General features: G+C 35.2%; 18 protein-coding genes. 8 read left to right on the top strand and 10 right to left on the bottom strand.

What is annotated here, in order from left to right:
• Positions 1 to 10: 10 nt before the first annotated feature.
• Positions 11 to 1,474 carry a hypothetical protein gene (locus tag EKL99_RS13275; protein WP_126552815.1) on the bottom strand — a complete coding sequence of 488 codons (1,464 nt, stop codon included), beginning with the start codon at positions 1,472 to 1,474 and terminating at the stop codon, positions 11 to 13.
• A 333-nt stretch (positions 1,475 to 1,807) separates the two neighbouring features.
• Positions 1,808 to 2,782 carry a tryptophan--tRNA ligase gene (gene trpS / locus EKL99_RS13280; protein WP_126577116.1) on the bottom strand — a complete coding sequence of 325 codons (975 nt, stop codon included), beginning with the start codon at positions 2,780 to 2,782 and terminating at the stop codon, positions 1,808 to 1,810.
• Between the two features lie 260 nt (positions 2,783 to 3,042).
• On the opposite strand from trpS, the gene EKL99_RS13285 reads away from it, so the two are divergent.
• Positions 3,043 to 3,786 carry a 1-acyl-sn-glycerol-3-phosphate acyltransferase gene (locus tag EKL99_RS13285; protein WP_126561375.1) on the top strand — a complete coding sequence of 248 codons (744 nt, stop codon included), beginning with the start codon at positions 3,043 to 3,045 and terminating at the stop codon, positions 3,784 to 3,786.
• Between the two features lie 296 nt (positions 3,787 to 4,082).
• Here the strand turns inward: EKL99_RS13285 and EKL99_RS13290 are convergent, their stop codons facing one another.
• The 5 genes from EKL99_RS13290 to EKL99_RS13310 all read right to left on the bottom strand — a co-directional run bounded on the left by EKL99_RS13290 (position 4,083) and on the right by EKL99_RS13310 (position 7,944).
• Positions 4,083 to 4,499, bottom strand: a complete 417-nt coding sequence (locus EKL99_RS13290) for a hypothetical protein (RefSeq protein ID WP_126577117.1) — start codon at positions 4,497 to 4,499, stop codon at positions 4,083 to 4,085.
• A 143-nt stretch (positions 4,500 to 4,642) separates the two neighbouring features.
• Positions 4,643 to 5,650 (bottom strand): recombinase RecA, encoded by a 1,008-nt coding sequence (recA, locus tag EKL99_RS13295; RefSeq protein WP_126452335.1) that lies wholly within the window; start codon positions 5,648 to 5,650, stop codon positions 4,643 to 4,645.
• Positions 5,651 to 5,852: 202 nt separating this feature from the next.
• Positions 5,853 to 6,362 carry an acyl-CoA thioesterase gene (locus EKL99_RS13300; RefSeq protein ID WP_126452284.1) on the bottom strand — a complete coding sequence of 170 codons (510 nt, stop codon included), beginning with the start codon at positions 6,360 to 6,362 and terminating at the stop codon, positions 5,853 to 5,855.
• A gap of 45 nt (positions 6,363 to 6,407) precedes the next feature.
• Entirely contained in the window at positions 6,408 to 6,791 is a 384-nt protein-coding gene (locus EKL99_RS13305) for a DoxX family membrane protein (RefSeq protein WP_126457742.1), read from the bottom strand.
• 4 nt (positions 6,792 to 6,795) lie between these two features.
• Positions 6,796 to 7,944 (bottom strand): DNA polymerase III subunit delta', encoded by a 1,149-nt coding sequence (locus EKL99_RS13310; protein WP_126561376.1) that lies wholly within the window; start codon positions 7,942 to 7,944, stop codon positions 6,796 to 6,798.
• 282 nt (positions 7,945 to 8,226) lie between these two features.
• Between EKL99_RS13310 and pgk the strand changes: the two genes are divergently transcribed.
• The 4 genes from pgk (at position 8,227) to EKL99_RS13330 (ending at position 13,077) form a co-directional block, all read left to right on the top strand.
• On the top strand, positions 8,227 to 9,414 hold the full coding sequence (gene pgk, locus EKL99_RS13315; RefSeq protein ID WP_126561377.1) for a phosphoglycerate kinase: 1,188 nt from the start codon (positions 8,227 to 8,229) through the stop codon (positions 9,412 to 9,414).
• A 298-nt stretch (positions 9,415 to 9,712) separates the two neighbouring features.
• Positions 9,713 to 11,545 carry a LysM peptidoglycan-binding domain-containing protein gene (locus tag EKL99_RS13320; protein WP_126552805.1) on the top strand — a complete coding sequence of 611 codons (1,833 nt, stop codon included), beginning with the start codon at positions 9,713 to 9,715 and terminating at the stop codon, positions 11,543 to 11,545.
• A gap of 48 nt (positions 11,546 to 11,593) precedes the next feature.
• Positions 11,594 to 12,574 (top strand): DUF4837 family protein, encoded by a 981-nt coding sequence (locus EKL99_RS13325; protein WP_126561378.1) that lies wholly within the window; start codon positions 11,594 to 11,596, stop codon positions 12,572 to 12,574.
• Between the two features lie 47 nt (positions 12,575 to 12,621).
• Complete coding sequence (locus EKL99_RS13330; RefSeq protein ID WP_126457737.1) at positions 12,622 to 13,077, top strand: GNAT family N-acetyltransferase; 456 nt, start codon at positions 12,622 to 12,624, stop codon at positions 13,075 to 13,077.
• On the opposite strand, the gene EKL99_RS13335 is transcribed toward EKL99_RS13330, so the two are convergent.
• The 3 genes from EKL99_RS13335 to rnpA form a co-directional block, all read right to left on the bottom strand.
• Positions 13,066 to 13,872 (bottom strand): OmpA family protein, encoded by an 807-nt coding sequence (locus EKL99_RS13335; protein WP_126457736.1) that lies wholly within the window; start codon positions 13,870 to 13,872, stop codon positions 13,066 to 13,068. The two genes, EKL99_RS13330 and EKL99_RS13335, sit on opposite strands and share 12 nt — an antisense overlap.
• Positions 13,869 to 15,500: a S41 family peptidase gene (locus tag EKL99_RS13340; RefSeq protein WP_126577118.1), complete on the bottom strand. Its 1,632-nt coding sequence runs from the start codon at positions 15,498 to 15,500 to the stop codon at positions 13,869 to 13,871. Before EKL99_RS13340 ends, EKL99_RS13335 begins: the two co-directional genes overlap by 4 nt.
• 108 nt (positions 15,501 to 15,608) lie before the next feature.
• Positions 15,609 to 16,043: a ribonuclease P protein component gene (gene rnpA, locus EKL99_RS13345; protein ID WP_126457734.1), complete on the bottom strand. Its 435-nt coding sequence runs from the start codon at positions 16,041 to 16,043 to the stop codon at positions 15,609 to 15,611.
• A gap of 127 nt (positions 16,044 to 16,170) precedes the next feature.
• Between rnpA and EKL99_RS13350 the strand changes: the two genes are divergently transcribed.
• The 3 genes from EKL99_RS13350 (at position 16,171) to EKL99_RS13360 (ending at position 18,650) form a co-directional block, all read left to right on the top strand.
• Positions 16,171 to 16,905 (top strand): 1-acyl-sn-glycerol-3-phosphate acyltransferase, encoded by a 735-nt coding sequence (locus tag EKL99_RS13350; protein ID WP_126457733.1) that lies wholly within the window; start codon positions 16,171 to 16,173, stop codon positions 16,903 to 16,905.
• Between the two features lie 10 nt (positions 16,906 to 16,915).
• Positions 16,916 to 17,905: an acyl-ACP desaturase gene (locus EKL99_RS13355; RefSeq protein WP_126457732.1), complete on the top strand. Its 990-nt coding sequence runs from the start codon at positions 16,916 to 16,918 to the stop codon at positions 17,903 to 17,905.
• A gap of 91 nt (positions 17,906 to 17,996) precedes the next feature.
• A complete protein-coding gene (locus tag EKL99_RS13360) occupies positions 17,997 to 18,650 on the top strand; it encodes an HD domain-containing protein (RefSeq protein ID WP_126457731.1) in 654 nt (217 codons plus the stop codon).
• Positions 18,651 to 18,845: the final 195 nt, after the last annotated feature.

An 18,845-nucleotide genomic window follows, 5' to 3' on the forward strand; every position in this document is an offset into this window, starting at 1 on the left:
ATTTTAAGGATTAATAACTTTGAACTGATACATGAATGTGGTCTTGGTGACCGCCAATAGGCCAATTCAGATTTACAGATCCGTTAGGAAATGTCTTGTGTTTAAAAGAAGGCCCGAAATTCTCTCTGATTGATGGATAGTTATCAAAAGCATCTTGCAGGGCTTTAACTTGAATATTATTACCTATATTTATCATTTTTGTGCCATTTATTCTACTTATGTCAACCGCAGTGCCTCTTGTATGATTACTTGTAGAGGAATGAGTGCCATTTGTTGTGGCAGCAATATATATTGAGGTTATTTTATTAGAATTTTCTAGGTTGCTATTTGCTAAATTTATTGCAAATTTTATACTATTAACTAAATCTACAGCAACCTCATTGTTTGAATTTTTATTGTCGCTTTGAGTGGTTCCAAAGGTTATTATTAGTGTAGAACCATCGTTCAGAATAATACTCTTTGGAATCAACTGTTTAGGGCCAGAATAATCAATGTTATCGTAATCAGTGTCCCCCATAAATCCGTCAGAAGAATAGCCATAATTATTTACCATTGAATTAATCATTTCTTTAACAAATTGATTAATTGCAGGAACAATAATCCCGTTAAAATTATTTTCAGATAAATAATTAAACATTTCTTGCGCAAAAACACAACTTTCGTCCGACCAATTTTCATCGATTTGATATTGAATTATTTGATTAAAAGCATTCATATTATCTTGATTACTGGCAAAAAAACCTTGTCCTGCATCTCCTAAATTAGTCCAAACATACGACCTCTTTACTGCATTAATATAGTTTGGGTCGTCATATACAGGATTGTCATAAAAATTAGGTGCGTAAGCATAAGGATCCGCAGTGCCTCCGCCACCAGAAGTATTGCCTGGGTCAGATGAACCTCCGCCGCCACTACCTCCTCCGCTAGAGCAAGATTCATAAGACACGGATGTGCTAACACACAAATTACATAAATCACATTTACCTGAACCGTCACAAATTCCTGGGTCAGTACAATGATAACTCGTAGTTTCATAACTACACATTTCTAAACTTGATGTTTTTGATGTCAAAGAATTAGCAACGGTTCCTTCATATATCCGTTTTATTTTTTCAAATAATTTTTGTTTAGTATCGCTTTTCGGGAATTTCTTTAAGTAAAAAATGGAGGTTTCCCATGAATTGTTGACTTTATGATATACCAGATTATATATTTCATTTGGTTGCGCTACTGTTGTCAATGGGTAAATACGAAAAGTATAAGTCGTTTTATTAGTTTGACTAACGTGTTTTTTTATTGCCAGCGTATCAATTATAAAATCAGAAAAGCGCCTGGTTTCTTTAGCTGTATTGTTTTTTTTAGCTGCTGTATTGGATAGCATTTGCTTGGGATTGAGCTTTGTTTCGTTTTTGAATTGAAGCAGCGAAATTTTGTCTTTATCAATTCCATTGTGTTGCAATTTATTTTCAAGCATTTCTTCCTCTACTTGGCAATTGCTAAACGTTATTGCTAAAATAAAAAGAAGTATAAATTTGCTAATGTAGCTTTGTGCTTTGTGCTTTGTTTCATAGTTTTAAGATTTAAATTTAATGCTATTTTTTTAAACAAGATTAATCAAAACTATAAAATGAAAATAGTAAAAACAATACCCACTTTTAGTGATATTTAAAAAAAAACCTTTTTAGTCATTAAACTAAAAAAGGAATGCTATAAACGCGATATAATTGTAACATATATGTCATTTAAGCAATAGCAAAGTATTAAACTTAAAAAAACTTACATGACTTATATGGTTTAAAAAAGATTGTTACATCTCAAATCCTAATTTCTCTCTCACTCTTGCCAAAACTCCATTGGCAACAACAGCTGCTTTTTGAGCACCAATTTTCAGTAAAGCATCTACTTCAGGAAGGTTATTCATATAGTAATTGTATTTTTCTCTTTCGGTTTTGAAAGTTTCTATAATCAACTCAAACAACGCTTGTTTGGCGTGACCGTAACCGTAATTTCCATTTAAGTAATTGGCGGTCATTGTGTCGATTTGTTGTTGATTTGCCAATAATTTATAAATGGCAAACGCATTGCACGTATCCGGATTTTTAGGATCTTCCAGCGGCGTGCTGTCGGTTTCAATGCTCATAACTTGTTTGCGTAAGGACTTATCATCCAAGAATATATTGATAATATTATTAGCTGATTTACTCATTTTTCCGCCGTTAGTTCCGGGAATCAGCATGCTGTCTTCCTGAATTTTTGCTACGGGAAGTACAAAAGTCTCTCCCATTTGGTGGTTGAAACGGGACGCTACATCACGCGTGATTTCAACGTGCTGCAATTGGTCTTTTCCTACGGGTACAAACTCGGCGTCGTATAATAAAATATCTGCCGCCATCAGCATTGGATACGAAAACAAACCAGCGTTGACATCTTCCAGTCTATCCGCTTTATCTTTGAAAGAATGCGCTAATGTCAAGCGTTGAAAAGGAAAAAAACAGCTTAAATACCAGGATAATTCTGCTGTTTGTGGCACATCTGATTGTCTGTAGAAAACGACTTTATCTACATTCAAACCACAGGCAAGCCAAGCAGCAGCAGTACTGTAAGTATTTGTTCTTAAAGTTTCGCCGTTTTTTATTTGCGTTATGGAATGCAAATCGGCAATGAAAAGAAACGATTCGTTTTCCGGTTTATTTGATAGTACTATTGCGGGAATGATTGCACCAAGTAAGTTTCCTAAATGCGGTGTTCCGGTACTTTGAACGCCTGTAAGTATTTTTGCCATTATGATTTTTAACTATTACCGCAAAGTTCGCAAAGTTTTTTATTTTTTACCGCAAATTTGCAAATTATAAAAATCAAGTTACTTTAAATCGTGTTAGTAATTTCTTTTAACCATATCAGACATTTAAGTCAATAAAACCTTGATGGTTAAACGAAGATATTATAATTGAGCAGTAAATTAGAACTTATAATACTTATATGTTGAAAAACGCAAGAATATTTTTTGAGTATCATAACATCCGATTTCTTACTTTTGAACTTATGAGAGCATTAAAAATTATTTTCTGGGCGCTATGGCGTATATGGTTTTATATTTTGATGACCATTCCTATATTGGTGATGTTTCCTTTTCTGGTGCTGTCTATTTTGACGGAAAACGGGTATCCTTATTTTTTTAAGATGGCTCGTATTTGGGCAAAATTCATTCTTTTTGGCATGGGTTTTCATTATAAAATAGATAGAACACAAGCAATGGAGTGCCAAAAAAGTTACATGATTGTTGCGAATCATACCTCCATGGCTGATATTATGCTGATGCTTGTCCTGACAAGAAATCCGTTTGTTTTTGTAGGTAAAAAAGAACTTTCAAAAATTCCGTTGTTTGGCTTTTTCTATAAAAGAACCTGTATTTTGGTGGATAGAAATTCTTCAAAAAGTAAAATGGAAGTCTTTAATCGCGCTCAAAAAAGAATTAATCAAGGACTGAGTATCTGTATTTTTCCAGAAGGTGGCGTTCCATGTGATGAATCAGTCTTGCTGGACACTTTCAAAGATGGTGCTTTCCGATTGGCAATTGAGCATCAAATACCCATTGTTCCCATTACTTTTGGAGACAATAAAAAAAGATTTCCATATGCTTTTTGGGGAGGAAGTCCAGGATTTATGCGGGTAAAAATACATTCTCATGTGGAAACTTTGGGAAAAACAGGGGCAGACAGGAAACAAATTCGAGAAGAAGTACGCGAAATCATTTACGACCAATTAGTTGCTTTCGACTCTAAATAAATTTTAAAAACTGTAACTGATCCCGGAATACAACTCAATAAATAGCGGTTTAAAGTCTCTAGAGTTGTTTTAAAAAGTATTTATTTGATACTTTACCATAGGTTCAAAATTAATCTGAAATGATTTTACAATTCGGTATTTAAAGCCGGTACTCACATTAGTGCTAAAATGGATTTGCTTCAAATCTGTAAATTTTCTTCGGCATCCGGATAACTACTCGAATGTATCAAGTAAACTCCTAATAGCTTTTTACAGTCAATAATTTATTGGTCTAACCGCACAATTTTATTCAAGAATTAATTAATAACGACAGGAACTTCTACTTCTTCAAAGATATTTTCTCCATTAGCATTCTCTCCTTTATAAAATTTAAAAATATAAGAACCGGTATTGGTTACATAAAAATTAAAAGAAACCTCTGATGGTGAAGGTATTTGTTGCGTACAAACTTGACTAGTATTCACTGCCGTTTGAATGCCTATGGTTCTTACATTCAAATTTTTGTCATAATAAATCCCTTGAAATAAATGACATTCGGTTGGTCTTGTATATTTTAATTTTATCTCATAGGTATTTCCCAATATGAATTTTTCGGGTAATGTATAGCTATCTATAGGCAGCACTTCAAAGCTATAAGAATCTTGATTGTCATTATCAATGGAACATCCGGTCAAGGTTGTAATGAACAGCATAAAAAGCACAATTTTTTTCATTTCTTAATTTTTTAAATTTATACAATTCAGTTTCTTAATTGAATTCTAAGCTGTTTTGCAAAAGATCAAAATTTCAACAAAAGGTTGCGTGTAAAAATAAAAAAATCCGTCTCGTTTTTTAGGTACGAGACGGGTTTTACTTTTTATGCTTCTGCCAATTCTTTTATTCTGGCTTTAATCTTTTCTTCTAATTCATCCGCTAATTCCGGATTGTCTTTAATCAAAGACTTAACAGCATCCCGACCTTGTCCTAATTTAGTTTCACCGTAACTGAACCAAGATCCTGCTTTTTTGATGATTTCAAACTCAACAGCAAGATCAAGAATCTCTCCTGTTTTTGAAATTCCTTCCCCATACATGATGTCAAATTCCGCGATTTTAAATGGCGGAGCGACTTTGTTTTTCACCACTTTTACTTTGGTTCTGTTCCCAAGGACGTTATCTCCATCTTTAATTTGAGTAGAACGACGAATATCCAAACGAATCGAAGCATAAAACTTCAATGCATTTCCTCCCGTTGTCGTTTCTGGATTTCCAAACATCACACCAATTTTCTCTCTCAATTGATTAATAAAGAAAACTGTACAGTTTGTTTTACTGATGGTTCCCGTTAATTTACGCAATGCTTGAGACATTAAACGGGCGTGTAATCCCATTTTAGAATCTCCCATTTCGCCTTCAATTTCACTTTTTGGAGTCAAAGCTGCAACCGAGTCAATGACAACAATGTCAATTGCTCCGGAACGAATCAAGTTCTCCGCAATTTCTAACGCTTGTTCTCCATTATCAGGTTGTGATATGATTAAGTTTTCAATATCTACGCCTAATTTCTCCGCATAGTTTCTGTCGAAAGCATGTTCTGCATCAATAAAAGCTGCAATTCCACCTGCTTTTTGAGCTTCAGCAATAGCATGAAGCGTCAATGTGGTTTTTCCAGAAGATTCCGGACCGTATATTTCAATAATTCTACCTCTTGGATAGCCTCCAACTCCTAATGCCAAATCGATTCCTAAAGACCCGGAAGAAATAGTTTCTACTTCTTCAATGGCTTTGTCGCCCATTTTCATTACTGTCCCTTTTCCGTAGGTTTTGTCTAATTTATCAAGCGTAAGTTGTAGCGCTTTTAATTTAGATTCTTTCTCTGAACTCATCTTCTCTTTTACCTTTTCTTTCATCTATTTGTATTGGTTTATAACTGTAAGAAACTGACAGGATGATTACTTATCCCATAATTTCATTTGTATATTGAATATATGTTTTGTAAAAATACTTCTTTTTTGATTTAAAATTTTCTCTTTCAAGAATATTTTAAATCTATTTATCAATTAAAAATAGTCAGTTGTATTTTGCTTCTTACACGAACAATGCTTTTAATTCGGTTGCATCATGGGGGTTCATTTTTCCGGCTAAAACTAAACTCAGCTGTTTGCGTCGCAATGCAGCTTCAAAACGTTGTTTTTCTATTTCGGTTTCCGGAACAATTTGGGGTACTTCAACGGGTCTTCCCGTATCGTCTACTGCTACAAAAGTATAGATCGCTTCATTGGCTTTGGTTTTATTACCGGATTCTCTGTCTTCAACCCAAATGTCAATGAATATTTCCATTGAACTTTTGAAAGCTCTGGAAACTTTAGCTTCAACAGTAACGACACTTCCCAACGGAATGGCTCTGTTGAATGCAACGTGATTTACGGATGCTGTAACTACAATTCTTCGGGAATGTCTGCGTGCCGCTATACTTGCTGCGCGATCCATACGGGCTAATAATTCGCCACCAAAAAGATTGTTCAAAGGATTGGTCTCGCTTGGTAAAACCAAATCAGTTAATATCGTCAGGGATTCTGAAGGGTGTTTTGGTGTCATTTTTTTATTTAAAAAGGAGTTGTTCAAAATAATAAGTTGTAAAGTCTAGTTTAACCAATAAACGGCCAATATTGCAGGGATAAAATAAATAACAATTGTTCTGGCTCCATCATAATCTTTGGCCAATCGCTGTCCGAAAAGCAACATCAACAACGTGATACAAGAGAAAACGGCTCCGTAAAAACCAAAAATTCTTCCGTTGTTTACGAATAATTCGATGCAACCCACCACACATAAAATACCGGAAATTAATTCTAAAATCAAGATATTTAGTAGTGCTAAAGGTACATGGTTTTTTAATGGTGTTTTAGCGAAATGACCTTTTAACCATTCGACATTATCTTTCCAATAAAACAATTTGTCGTATCCGGACTGTAGGAAAGTGATGGCCAGGAAAATTAAAATTAAAATAGAAGTAATATTGTTCATTTTTTTATTTTTTGTGAATTAAACGAGTAAGTTTTATTGATAAATCGGTTAAAATAATTTTAGCGTTTCCGTTGCGTTCAATGTGATACATTGCCTCTGAAAGTTCTTTAAAAATATCATTTATGTTGTTGCCATTTACAAAAGGTGCAAAATTCTCCAGTTTGAATTTTTCCACTTGTGGTTCCATGTAGACTAAACTTGGCGTTTGGTAATTGAGCAACAAGGCCTGACGAAACATATCAATACAAAAATGTAAAAACTTTTTTTGGGTTTCTCTTCCCAAACCAGCAATTTGCTCGCTCCACTGGATCAAATCCTGAATGGCAGCGGCGTTTCCTTTTGCTCTAAAAGCCGCACGAACCCAATCGACAAACCATTTTTCAAAAAAAACTGATTCGCTGTCCGGTTGTATTAATTGCAATGCTTTATTGAAATTTCCTTGTGCCTGATGCGCTATTTTTAAAGCTATTTTAGAATCCGTATTTTCTTTTGAAACCAAGGCCTCCGCAATGACAGTTTCACTCAAACCATTAAAATGTAGTACTTGGCAACGGGAACGAATCGTTTGAATAATATCTTCTTCATTTTCTGAAATCAGGATAAAAACCGTTCTGTCTGTAGGTTCTTCCAATAATTTCAGTAATTTATTAGAAGCAGCGATATTCAATTTATCAGCCATCCAAATAATCATTATTTTGTATCCGCCTTCATAAGATTTTAAAGCCAGCGATTTCAAGATTTCCTGCGCATCATCGACCCTAATTTCTCCTTGCTTGTTTTTAACACCTAGCATTTGGTACCAATCAAACAAACTTCCGTACGGATTTTGTTCTATAAACTGTCGCCATTCCGTTATGAAATCAATGCTTTTGGGTTTTGTTTTTACTTCTTCAGTACTGACAGTCGGGTAAATAAAATGCAAATCAGGATGGGAAGTTTTCTGAAATTTCAGGTTGCACGCTTCATTTGAACCGGAATTCTCTCCGTTTTGATTGCTGCAAATGATGTATTGTGCATACGCAATCGCCATGGGTAAAGTGCCACTGCCTTCCGGACCTACGAACAGTTGTGCGTGGGGAATTCTGCCCAAATCAGCACTTTTTGTCAAATGACTTTTGATGTGTTCTTGTCCTAAAATTTCTGAAAATTGCATGAAGCAAAGATAGCAGAAAATGGTGTAGTCTAAAATTTTAGCAGGCAAAGTTTCAGCAGAAGCTAGTTTATAGAAGTGTCAATTTATGTTTTATTTTTAAAATTTAACAGGCCTTTATCTAAAATAATATCTAGACAAATTGATAAATAAAAGCATTATTTATTAATTTACATCGATTTCGTTGCTAAAAATTGATTTTATATGATTTTCTCTAATTTATTAATAATTTAAAAGTTCTATATTTGTTACTCTTTCAAAAAAAATAAACTAAAAAACAGACTGATGAAAACCATAAGTGATTTCAATTTTGCAAATAAAAAAGCCATAATTCGGGTTGATTTTAATGTGCCTTTGGACGAAAAGTTCAATGTAACGGATGCCACGCGTATTGAAGCTGCAAAACCTACTATTGACGCGATTCTTGCGCAAGGCGGAAGCGTGATTTTGATGTCGCATTTAGGTCGGCCAAAAGGAGTGGAAGAAAAATACTCTTTGAAACACATTTTGAAAACAACTGCTGAAATTCTTGGAGTTTCGGTTCAGTTCGCTTCAAACTGTATTGGTTCAGAGGCGAAAGCTGCAGCTGAAAAATTGCAGGCTGGAGAAGTTTTATTGTTAGAAAATTTACGTTTTCACAGCGAAGAAGAAGCGGGTGATGTTGCTTTTGCAAAAGAACTGGCGTCACTTGGTGATATTTTTGTAAACGACGCTTTTGGTACAGCGCATAGAGCGCACGCATCGACTACAATTATTGCGCAGTTTTTTCCAAGCGAAAAATGTTTTGGATTATTATTGGCCAAAGAAATAGAAAGCTTGAACAAAGTTTTAAAAAACAGCGAAAAACCAGTAACAGCAGTCCTTGGTGGATCAAAAGTATCTTCTAAAATTACCGTAATCGAGAATATTCTGGATAAAGTAGACCACATGATTATTGGTGGCGGAATGACTTTTACTTTTGTGAAAGCATTAGGCGGTAAAATTGGAGATTCAATTTGTGAAGATGACAAACAAGAATTGGCTTTGGAAATCTTGAGATTAGCCAAAGAAAAAGGAGTTCAAATCCATATTCCGGTTGATGTTGTAGCGGCAAATGCTTTTTCAAATGATGCTCAAACCCAGATTGTGGATGTCAAAGCAATTCCTGACGGGTGGCAAGGATTGGATGCTGGACCAAAATCATTGGAAAACTTCAAAAAAGTAATCATGGATTCTAAAACGATTCTTTGGAACGGTCCATTGGGTGTTTTTGAAATGGAAAATTTTGCTAACGGAACAATTACATTGGGCAACTTTATTGCAGAATCTACTGCAAACGGAGCATTCTCTCTTGTAGGTGGAGGGGATTCAGTGGCAGCTGTAAAACAATTTGGGCTGGAAGATAAAGTGAGTTATGTTTCTACAGGCGGAGGAGCAATGCTGGAAATGCTCGAAGGCAGAGTGTTACCCGGAATTGCAGCTATTTTAGACTAATAAATGCAGTAAAATTAAAATAAAAGCCGTTTGATATCTAAATAGCATTCAAATCAAACAGCTGTTTTATCACATGTATAAAAACCTTAGCGATACCTTATGTATCGCTGAGGTTTTTTTTAAGTTTCACAATTGGATCTTTAAAGTAATTTTACCCACAAACGATTAGAAATTCAGTGCCAAGGACTGAAAAATTATATTTTTAACAATATTTAAAGAAAATTTTAGTTTTAACCTCTTAAGTTTGTAAAAATAAGACTTCTAATCATTTGGATTATAGGTCTTTGATCTTTTAAATATGACTATAAAAAATACCACATTATCGTTTTTTCTGTTGTTATCAATTCATTTATTTTCGCAGAAAGCAACTGAAAACAAAGCATTTGAAAAAATTGATGCAAAATTATCCTATTTAGATTCCATTAAGAATTCCTTTGTTGAATATGATCTGGCATCTTGTGTAGACAGTTTATGGATGAATGAAATGACCAACTTAGATTTATATAATGATCTTACAGAAGACATCGAAAATATAAATATAGATGAAAAAGTAGATTATGAGTTACCAACAGCACTGCTGAAAGAAAGATTGGCGGCAATGAATGCAAAATCGCCGTTTAATATTGCGTACAATCAAGGTCTGGAAAACATTATTAAATCATTTTTAAAATACCGAAAAAAATCTTTTGAACGATTAATGGCCACTTCGGAATATTATTTTCCCATGTTTGAGGAGGCTTTGGCCAAACAAAATATTCCCTTGGAGATAAAATATTTAGCCGTTGTGGAATCTGCTTTAAATCCAAAAGCAGTTTCAAAAATGGGAGCAACTGGACTGTGGCAATTTATGTATCAAACCGGAAAACAATATGGGTTGAAAATTGATTCGTATGTGGATGAACGCAGCGATCCCTTAAAAGCTACCGAGGCAGCAGCGCAATATATGACCAATATGTACAAAATATTTGGAGATTGGGATTTGGTTTTGGCCTCTTATAACTCTGGTCCGGGAAATGTTTCCAAAGCTATCAGACGTTCCGGTGGTCAGCAAAATTATTGGAATATCAGGAAAAATCTTCCCAGAGAAACCCAAGGATATGTACCTGCTTTCTTAGCAACCATGTATCTTTATGAATACCATAAGGAACACGGAATCGTGCCCCAGCGGGCTACCATAAAGCATTTTACTACGGATACTATCCTGATCAAGAAGCAAATTACATTCAAGCAAATATCAGATTTACTTGATGTTCCAGTAGTTCAATTGCAGGTTTTAAATCCCTCCTACAAGCTTGATATAATTCCTTTTTATCATGATCAAAATCATTATTTGAGATTGCCACAAGAAAAAATTGCTGTTTTTGCCTCTAATGAAGGTCCGATTTATGCCTATACAGAATACGAATCCAGCAAACGAGAGAAGCCCTATTTTGCCACAAAAACAACACCCAAAAAAGAACGTGAAGATACTGGCAATCAAAGAATAGCGCAATCCCAGACAACCCAGTATTACAAGGTAAAAAAAGGAGATAATCTGGGAGCTATTGCCAGTAAATACAATGTTAGCATTGCTGATTTAAGACAATGGAATGCGCTAAGCAGCAATGTTATCGCGTATGGTAAAAACCTAAAAATTAGTAGCAACGAAGCGGTTGTTTCTAATGAAGTAATAAAGAATTCAGATCCAATACAAGCCCTTTCTGAGAAGCAAGTTGCCGCCTCATTAGAGGCAAACGCAGCTGTAGCATCTACTGAAAGCAAGGCGTATTATATAGTTCAAAAAGGAGATAATTTAGAGCGCATTGCTAAGAAATTTGGCACCTCTCCGTCTACTCTGAAACAATGGAATAAAATTTCCGGGCAGACAATTATTTTAGGGAGTTCTTTGATTGTCGCCAAAGAGGAACCTGTAATAAATACAAATAAAGCAACGATAAGTTACTTTAATAAAAAAATAAATGGTTCCGGATTATCCCAGAAAGAAACCGTTGATTACTATGTAAAAAAAGGGGATTCGTTGTATAGTATATCAAAAAAATATCCAGGCGTAACCATTTCTGACCTGAAAAAATGGAACGGTATTCGCGGGGAAGTACTCAAACCAGGAATGAAACTTAAAATTAACGGATAATAGAATAATCTTATCTAAATTTGGGTTTTATTTTATAATTGAAATACAATGAATAAAGCCCTTCTTTTATTGCTTCTTACTGCCATTTTGCTGGGTTCTTGCAACCAAAAAAAGGATCCCCAACCGCGTGCTACAACAGGAAAAATTAATACTATTTCAGTTATCATAGACGACCAGTTGTGGAATGGTGAGATTGGCGACAGTATTCGAAATAAATTTGCCTCCGCCGTTATAGGATTGCCTGAGGAGGAACCTCTTTTTACGATAAATCAATATCCTACTAAAATTTTAGAAGGATTTATGACGGACAGCCGTACGATTATCGTAGTCAAAAAAGAAGAGCAAAATAAATTTGAAATTAAAAAAAATCAATACGCATCACCCCAAAATGTGTTTCATATTTCCGGAAAAACAAGTGTAGATATTCTAGAAATAATAGCGAAAAATTCGCCAAAAATAATTGAAATTATTAAGGAAACTGAAATTTCCGAAAACCAACGCATTATAAAACAGTCTATTCTTAATCCAAAAATCATCAAGAATAAATTTCAAATTTCGATTAATATTCCTTCTTCATATCAATACGTCCTTCATAAACCGCTTTTTATATGGTTAAAAAATGAAATTATAAGCGGCAACACGAGTTTGTTGATTTATCAAGTTCCTATAAATGTCATCACTAAAAAGGATACAGATCTGATCACGAATATTATTAAAATGAGGGATTCTATTGGCAATCTTTACATCAGCGGAAAAGAGAATAATACTGCAATGATTACCGGAGAAAGCTATTCGCCTTATTTTTTTAAGATCAGTCTGGACGGAAAGGAAACGTATGAAACAAAAGGAACTTGGGAATTGAAAAACGATTTTATGTCAGGCCCTTTTATTAATTATGCTATTCTGGATACAGAGCACAACAGGATTTTAGTTTTGGAAGGCTTTTGTTATGCGCCCTCCAAAGAAAAAAGAGACTTAATGCATGAGTTAGAAGCCATCATAAAATCAGTTGAGGTTTTGAAAAAATAGTTTTATTTTCTTTTATTTGCAGTCTAATAAAAACTAAAAAAAATAAAATGTTAAAATGGAGTATAAAGTCGTTTAAGGAACTTTCTGTGGATGAGTTATACGATCTGCTGAGATTGAGAAGCGAGATTTTCGTGGTGGAGCAAAACTGTGTATATCTCGATCTAGATGGAAAGGACAAACTAGCTCTGCATCTTATTGGGGAATTTGAAGGTAAAATTGTAGCGCATTCCAGACTTTTCAAACCAGGAATCAGTTTTGACAATGCCTCAATTGGCCGAGTAACAGTTGATTCAAATTACCGCGACAGAAAATGGGGTCATGACTTAATGCGGGAATCTATTGCAGGAATAGCGCATCATTTTGGCGAAAGCCACATCACTATTGGAGCGCAATTGTACCTAAAGAAATTCTATGAGAGTCATGGTTTTGTGCAAACCAGTGAAATGTATCTCGAAGACGATATTCCGCATATTGAGATGAAAAGTGGGGAACTAAATTTTTAGAATCAGAAACTCAACTCTGCGGTCTAATGCTTCTCCTTGACCTAAGGGAAATTTGTTTCCGTTTCCTATATAATGCATCCTAAGGCTGTTTACGCCTTTATTTATCAAGTATTTATAGACGTTTTTTGCACGGTTCAAGGAAAGCTTGCGTTCTCGGGTTCCCTTATCTATGGCATCCAGGTAATAACTGGGCGTGCAACAAACGTGGCCTCTGATTTCGAATTCCAACGTTTTTTGTTGCTGCAAAAGAACCACAATCTTGTCTAATTCTTTCTTAGATTTCTCCGTTAATGTGCTGCTGCCAAGTGGAAAAAGGATATTTTCCAGATAAATACGGTCGCCTACTTTATGCTTCTTCTGAAACGAATTGTAAATGCCGTTTCCAAAACTGTTTTTCTTGACAAGAAACAAGTCGACTCGCCTGTTTTTAGAACGGGTTTCGGATAGGTTTTCTATCATATCTTTTTTCAGAATCACGCGGCCTTTGCCTTCAATAATGACAATTTTGTTTTTACTGAAACCATTTTGGATAAGTATATTTTGTACCGTAATTACTCTGTTTTTTGATAATTCATAATTATAATCGTTAGCACCCCGGTCATCACAATACCCATAAATTTGTATCGATTCTACTTTTGAGGTATCTGTGTTTTTTATAAAATCGACTATCGTTTGTATTTGGTCGTTATAAAGTGTGAATTTGTCAAATTCAAAATAAACCGTTTCTATAGGTTGCCACTGAGCTGATACGTAGCTCGAAAAAAGTAATAGCACTATGGAGAACGATTTTTTCATTTTAAGATAGACTGATACTCCATATTGGAATTCAAAATAGTAATGGCCCGTTTGATTTCAGAATTATTTTTGATGTAATACTGATACAGCCCTTCCTGATATTGATAGCGTTTAATGATTTCATCGACCATCAGGTTTTTGATTTCTTTTTGGTTTTTGTCCAATAAGGCATTTTCGCTTTTTTGAAGCGCAACACTTAATTGTTGATATTCTACCAGAATAGATTCCTCTATTTTTTCTTTTTTGGCCATAGCCAAAGTGTTTTTCAAGGCCAATTCCGTTTCCGTGTCAAAGGAGAATTTTTGTGTTTTTAGGAACTGTTTGAACTCTAAATACTCCACATCAGAAATAACAGGAATGCGATTTCCTAAATTTGGATTTTTATAATAATACGTCGTGGCATAGTTAAAAATCCCGTCGTTGTGAAGCAAAGCATTTGCTATCGGACTTAATTTAGTTTCTTCCAGTTCTACATCCGGCTGAATTCCTCCGCCGTCATAAACGGTTCTGCCTTTTCTGGTTTTAAAGGCATTATAGTTTTTCTCCTCTGTTTTTAGAACCATTCCGTTTTTGTTTTTTCGTGAATAATCTAAAGCTTGAATGCATCTTCCGGATGGCGTGTAATAACGGGAAATGGTTACTTTTAGTTGTGTACCATACGTTAAATCTACCGGTCTTTGCACGAGTCCTTTCCCAAAACTGCGGCTACCCACCACTACAGCACGATCTAAATCTTGAAGTGCGCCAGCCACGATTTCGGATGCTGAAGCGCTGTGACCGTTAACAAGTATTATCAAAGGAATGTCAGTATCTACAGGGTCTTTGGTTGTTTTATATGTGCTGTTGTGTTGCTCTATTTTTGATTTTGTAGTAACAATAATTTCGTTTTTTGGAACAAATAAATTACAAATATTCACGGCTTCATTCAAGAGTCCGCCCGGATTGTCTCGGACATCCAGTATAATGCGTTCGGCACCTTCTTTTTTGAGTTGTTCTAAGGCTTCTTTGGTTTCCAAGGACGCTTTTTTATTAAAATGCGATAATACGATATAGCCGGTCTTGTCGTCTATTTTTGCAAAAAAGGGCACCGATTTGATTTCGACTTCGTCCAGGATAATCTGGGTACTTTGTACTTTTCCTTGTCGGATGTATTTGAGGTCTATTTTGGTGTTTTTGGTACCTTTGAAAAGCTGAGAGGCCTCGTCTTTAAAATCAGACAAAAGGATATCGCCCACTTGAATAATTTCGTCACCGGCTTTAAGGCCAGCTTTGTCGGCGGGAAAATTTTTATAGGGCTCTTTAACGATCAATTTATCTTCTTTTCGAGTCAGTAAAGCGCCTATTCCGGTATATTCTCCAGTGTTGTTTATCTTGAATCGCACTACATCCTGCTCGTTGAAATATACGGTGTATGGGTCTAAATTAACCAGCATTCCTTTGATGGCCTTGTCCATTAATTCTCCAGGATTCGTTTCATCGACATAATTTCGGTTTAATTCCTTGAAAAGGGTCGTGAATATCTCGATTTGCTTGGCGATTTCAAAAAAATCATCTTTGAAGCTGGTTCCAATAAACAGAAATACCGAAGCGACAAGGGGAATTAAGAATTTTTTTTTGAGGAAGCTCATAGGTTTAATTAACTAAATTTGAGACCACTAAAATAACAATAAATCACGAAATAATGATGCAGGACTGAATCTAAAGGTGATTTTGTTTAATTGGGATAGGTGAATTGTTTATATTTCAGAAATAGAATCGCTTTCGGATACTGGTTTTTTAATGTTTTGAGCAACAAATTTCTCAAACAATTGAATGGTTTTGGTATTAATTTCGGCGTACGTCAATCTGTCTTTAGTTTGATAAAAAAACATAAAGGAATAGGGTTGGTCCAGATGGTCAATCAAAAGGTGTTTGTTCAGCCGGTAGGTTTCGCGCAGGACGCGTTTGAAATAATTGCGGTCTACGGCTTTCTTGAAATTCTTTTTGGAAACCGAAACTCCCATTTTTATTTTTTCTCCCGTCCCGAAGTTTCGGGATTCTGGATCGCCAAAAGAGCTGGCTTTATACACCAATCGCAACGGATATTTTGATACTGATTTCCCTTCGGTAAACAATAATCCAATAGTGGTCTTGCTTTTTAGTTTTTCGTTTTTTGAGTAAGTAAAATTCATTTTAATAGAAAAAAGGACATGGATTTTGACTGGCAAAGTTACGATTAAAGGTTGAGTCCATATATTGTTTGGGATTTAAAATCGGGCTAAAAATATATTTCTTACTTTTACGGCAAATTTTTAAAGCATGGAAAAACTAATTTCGTATCCCATATCCGTAATCTATTATTTATGTTTTGGTCTTACCTTGGTTATTTTTCACCCAATTCAATGGGTTTGCTTTCACGTTTTTGGGTATCAAGCCCATAAAATAAGTGTCGATTATTTAAATTTTTTTCTGATTTTGTGCACAAGACTGTTAGGAACATCGTACCGGTTTGAAAATGTGGAAAGCATCCCAAAAAATGTTCCGTTAATTTTCGTGTCCAATCATCAAAGTATGTACGATATTATTGCTATGATTTGGTTTTTTCGCCGATTTCATTGTAAATTTGTCAGTAAAAAAGAATTGGGAAGTGGGATTCCCAGTGTGTCGTTTAATTTACGACATGGTGGTTCTGCTCTTATTGATCGTAGAGATCCCAAGCAAGCCATTCCTGCGATCAAAAATTTGTCTGAATATATTGAAAAACACAATCGTTGCGCAGTTATTTTTCCGGAAGGAACACGAAGCAAGACTGGGAAGCCAAAGGAATTTGCGCAAAGCGGATTCAAAATTTTATGCAAATACGCGCCTTCAGCTTATGTAGTTCCGATAAGCATAAACAATTCTTGGATAATTGTTAAATATGGGTTTTTCCCTTTAGGTTTAGGAAATCGCCTTACCTTTGTAGTTCATAAGCCATTAGCGGTTAAAGATTATAATTTTTCTGATTTGATCGAAAAAACAGAAAAAGCAGTTGTTCAAGGAATAAAAATTTAATTTATATATAATGTCAATAAAAAACATTCGATTAGAAGTAATGCAGTTTTTGGAAAAAAACGTAGATAGCTTTGTCGATCAGTATCTGATACCAGTAGAAAAAATATGGCAACCAACGGATTTTTTGCCTAATTCTCAAAGTGATACTTTTTTTGATGAGGTCAAAGAATTGCGTGAAATTGCAAAAGAATTACCCTATGATTTTTGGGTAACTTTAGTAGGTGACACGATTACTGAAGAAGCCTTACCGACCTACGAATCTTGGTTAATGGACGTAGACGGAATAGATAATGTAGAGCGAAACGGTTGGTCCAAATGGATCCGACAATGGACTGGAGAGGAAAATCGTCATGGCGACATGCTCAACAAATATCTGTATTTATCAGGTCGCGTGAATATGCGTGAAGTAGAAATGACTACCCAACACCTCATCAACGATGGTTTTGACATAGGAACCGGAAGAGACCCTTATAAAAACTTTGTTTATACTAGTTTTCAAGAGTTGGCAACCTATGTTTCCCATAACCGAGTAGCGCAAATGGCTAAGAAATATGGGGATAACAAATTGTCTAAAATGTGCAAAATGATTGCGGGTGATGAGATGCGCCACCATCATGCTTACAGTGAGTTTGTAACTCGTATTTTTCAGGTGGATCCTAGCGAAATGATGCTTGCGTTTCAATATATGATGAAAGCAAAAATCGTTATGCCAGCACATTTCTTAAGAGAATCCGGTGAAAAAATAAGTACTGCTTTCGAACAGTTTTCGGATTCGGCACAACGAATCGGGGTGTACACTGCAGCGGATTATGTAGACATTATGCAAAAATTAATTGACAAATGGGAAATTGATAAAATTACAGGCTTAACTGATGAAGCAGAAAAAGCCCGGGATTATTTGATGAAATTACCCGGAAGAATGGCACGAATTTCTGAGCGATTGGTCATTCCGAAAGAATCCCATATTTTCAAATGGGTAGAACCCGCTTTAGTACGATAGCTTTTTGAATGCAAAAATAAAGAATAAAAAAGTTGAATTTTGAAGTTACAGAACTTTGAAATTCAACTTTTTTTTTAAAAGTATATAAAGAATGATAAATGCAGATTTAATTCGAAAAACGATTCTTTTTGTAAAGGAAAAACTAAAAAATGCCGAAGGCGGACACGATTGGTTTCATATTGAAAGAGTGTTTAAAAATTCCGTTTTGATTGCTAGAAAAGAAGCTTGTGATCCCACGGTGGTTCAATTGGGTGCTTTGCTGCATGATATTGCCGATAGTAAGTTTCATGACGGTGACGAAACTGTAGGGCCAAAACTAGCGAGATCATTTTTAGAATCAGAAAATGTTGACGCAGATACCATTGTACATGTGGTCAAGATCATTGAAAACATCTCATACAAAGGCGGTAATTTCGAAAAGAAATTCTCCTCCATAGAACTAGATGTGGTTCAGGATGCGGACCGATTAGATGCGATTGGCGCCATTGGAATTGCCAGAACATTCAATTATGGCGGATTTAAAAACAGAGCGATCTACGACCCTAAAATTGCTCCAAATTTCAACATGACCAAGGAAGAATACAAGAAGAACGATTCTCCAACGCTCAATCATTTTTACGAAAAATTATTGCTTTTGAAAGATAAGATGAATACCGAGGCGGGAAAACAAATTGCACAAGAAAGACACCAGTATATGGAAGGATTTCTAGCGCAGTTTTATGCGGAATGGGAAGGGGAGAAGTAAGTAAACAGTGTTCAGTTTTAGTATTCAGTTTGTTGACGTCCAAATACTGCAACTTTAATTAAAAAAGATCGATTTCAGTCTTGCCTTACACCCAAGCCATGAACTGATTACTAAATTCTGGTCCCTAACCACTATTTTTAAATTTCAGATATTTTTTGGATTGCTGGTTTTTTAAATCAAAAATCAGTCCCGATA

Origin of the sequence: Flavobacterium sp. ZB4P23 (assembly GCF_003970375.1) — a bacterium.
In the GTDB taxonomy this organism is placed as follows: Bacteria; Bacteroidota; Bacteroidia; order Flavobacteriales; family Flavobacteriaceae; genus Flavobacterium.

What these genes read in the sequence shown, in the direction of transcription:
- EKL99_RS13355 (WP_126457732.1), top strand. Translation starts at nt 16,916, where the DNA reads ATGTCAATAAAAAACATTCGATTAGAAGTAATGCAGTTTTTGGAAAAA.
- pgk (WP_126561377.1), top strand. Translation starts at nt 8,227, where the DNA reads ATGAAAACCATAAGTGATTTCAATTTTGCAAATAAAAAAGCCATAATT.
- EKL99_RS13335 (WP_126457736.1), bottom strand. Translation starts at nt 13,872, where the DNA reads ATGAAAAAATCGTTCTCCATAGTGCTATTACTTTTTTCGAGCTACGTA.
- EKL99_RS13300 (WP_126452284.1), bottom strand. Translation starts at nt 6,362, where the DNA reads ATGACACCAAAACACCCTTCAGAATCCCTGACGATATTAACTGATTTG.
- EKL99_RS13310 (WP_126561376.1), bottom strand. Translation starts at nt 7,944, where the DNA reads ATGCAATTTTCAGAAATTTTAGGACAAGAACACATCAAAAGTCATTTG.
- EKL99_RS13305 (WP_126457742.1), bottom strand. Translation starts at nt 6,791, where the DNA reads ATGAACAATATTACTTCTATTTTAATTTTAATTTTCCTGGCCATCACT.
- rnpA (WP_126457734.1), bottom strand. Translation starts at nt 16,043, where the DNA reads ATGAATTTTACTTACTCAAAAAACGAAAAACTAAAAAGCAAGACCACT.
- EKL99_RS13330 (WP_126457737.1), top strand. Translation starts at nt 12,622, where the DNA reads ATGTTAAAATGGAGTATAAAGTCGTTTAAGGAACTTTCTGTGGATGAG.
- EKL99_RS13285 (WP_126561375.1), top strand. Translation starts at nt 3,043, where the DNA reads ATGAGAGCATTAAAAATTATTTTCTGGGCGCTATGGCGTATATGGTTT.
- EKL99_RS13320 (WP_126552805.1), top strand. Translation starts at nt 9,713, where the DNA reads ATGACTATAAAAAATACCACATTATCGTTTTTTCTGTTGTTATCAATT.
- EKL99_RS13340 (WP_126577118.1), bottom strand. Translation starts at nt 15,500, where the DNA reads ATGAGCTTCCTCAAAAAAAAATTCTTAATTCCCCTTGTCGCTTCGGTA.
- EKL99_RS13325 (WP_126561378.1), top strand. Translation starts at nt 11,594, where the DNA reads ATGAATAAAGCCCTTCTTTTATTGCTTCTTACTGCCATTTTGCTGGGT.
- trpS (WP_126577116.1), bottom strand. Translation starts at nt 2,782, where the DNA reads ATGGCAAAAATACTTACAGGCGTTCAAAGTACCGGAACACCGCATTTA.
- EKL99_RS13290 (WP_126577117.1), bottom strand. Translation starts at nt 4,499, where the DNA reads ATGAAAAAAATTGTGCTTTTTATGCTGTTCATTACAACCTTGACCGGA.
- recA (WP_126452335.1), bottom strand. Translation starts at nt 5,650, where the DNA reads ATGAGTTCAGAGAAAGAATCTAAATTAAAAGCGCTACAACTTACGCTT.
- EKL99_RS13275 (WP_126552815.1), bottom strand. Translation starts at nt 1,474, where the DNA reads ATGCTTGAAAATAAATTGCAACACAATGGAATTGATAAAGACAAAATT.
- EKL99_RS13360 (WP_126457731.1), top strand. Translation starts at nt 17,997, where the DNA reads ATGATAAATGCAGATTTAATTCGAAAAACGATTCTTTTTGTAAAGGAA.
- EKL99_RS13350 (WP_126457733.1), top strand. Translation starts at nt 16,171, where the DNA reads ATGGAAAAACTAATTTCGTATCCCATATCCGTAATCTATTATTTATGT.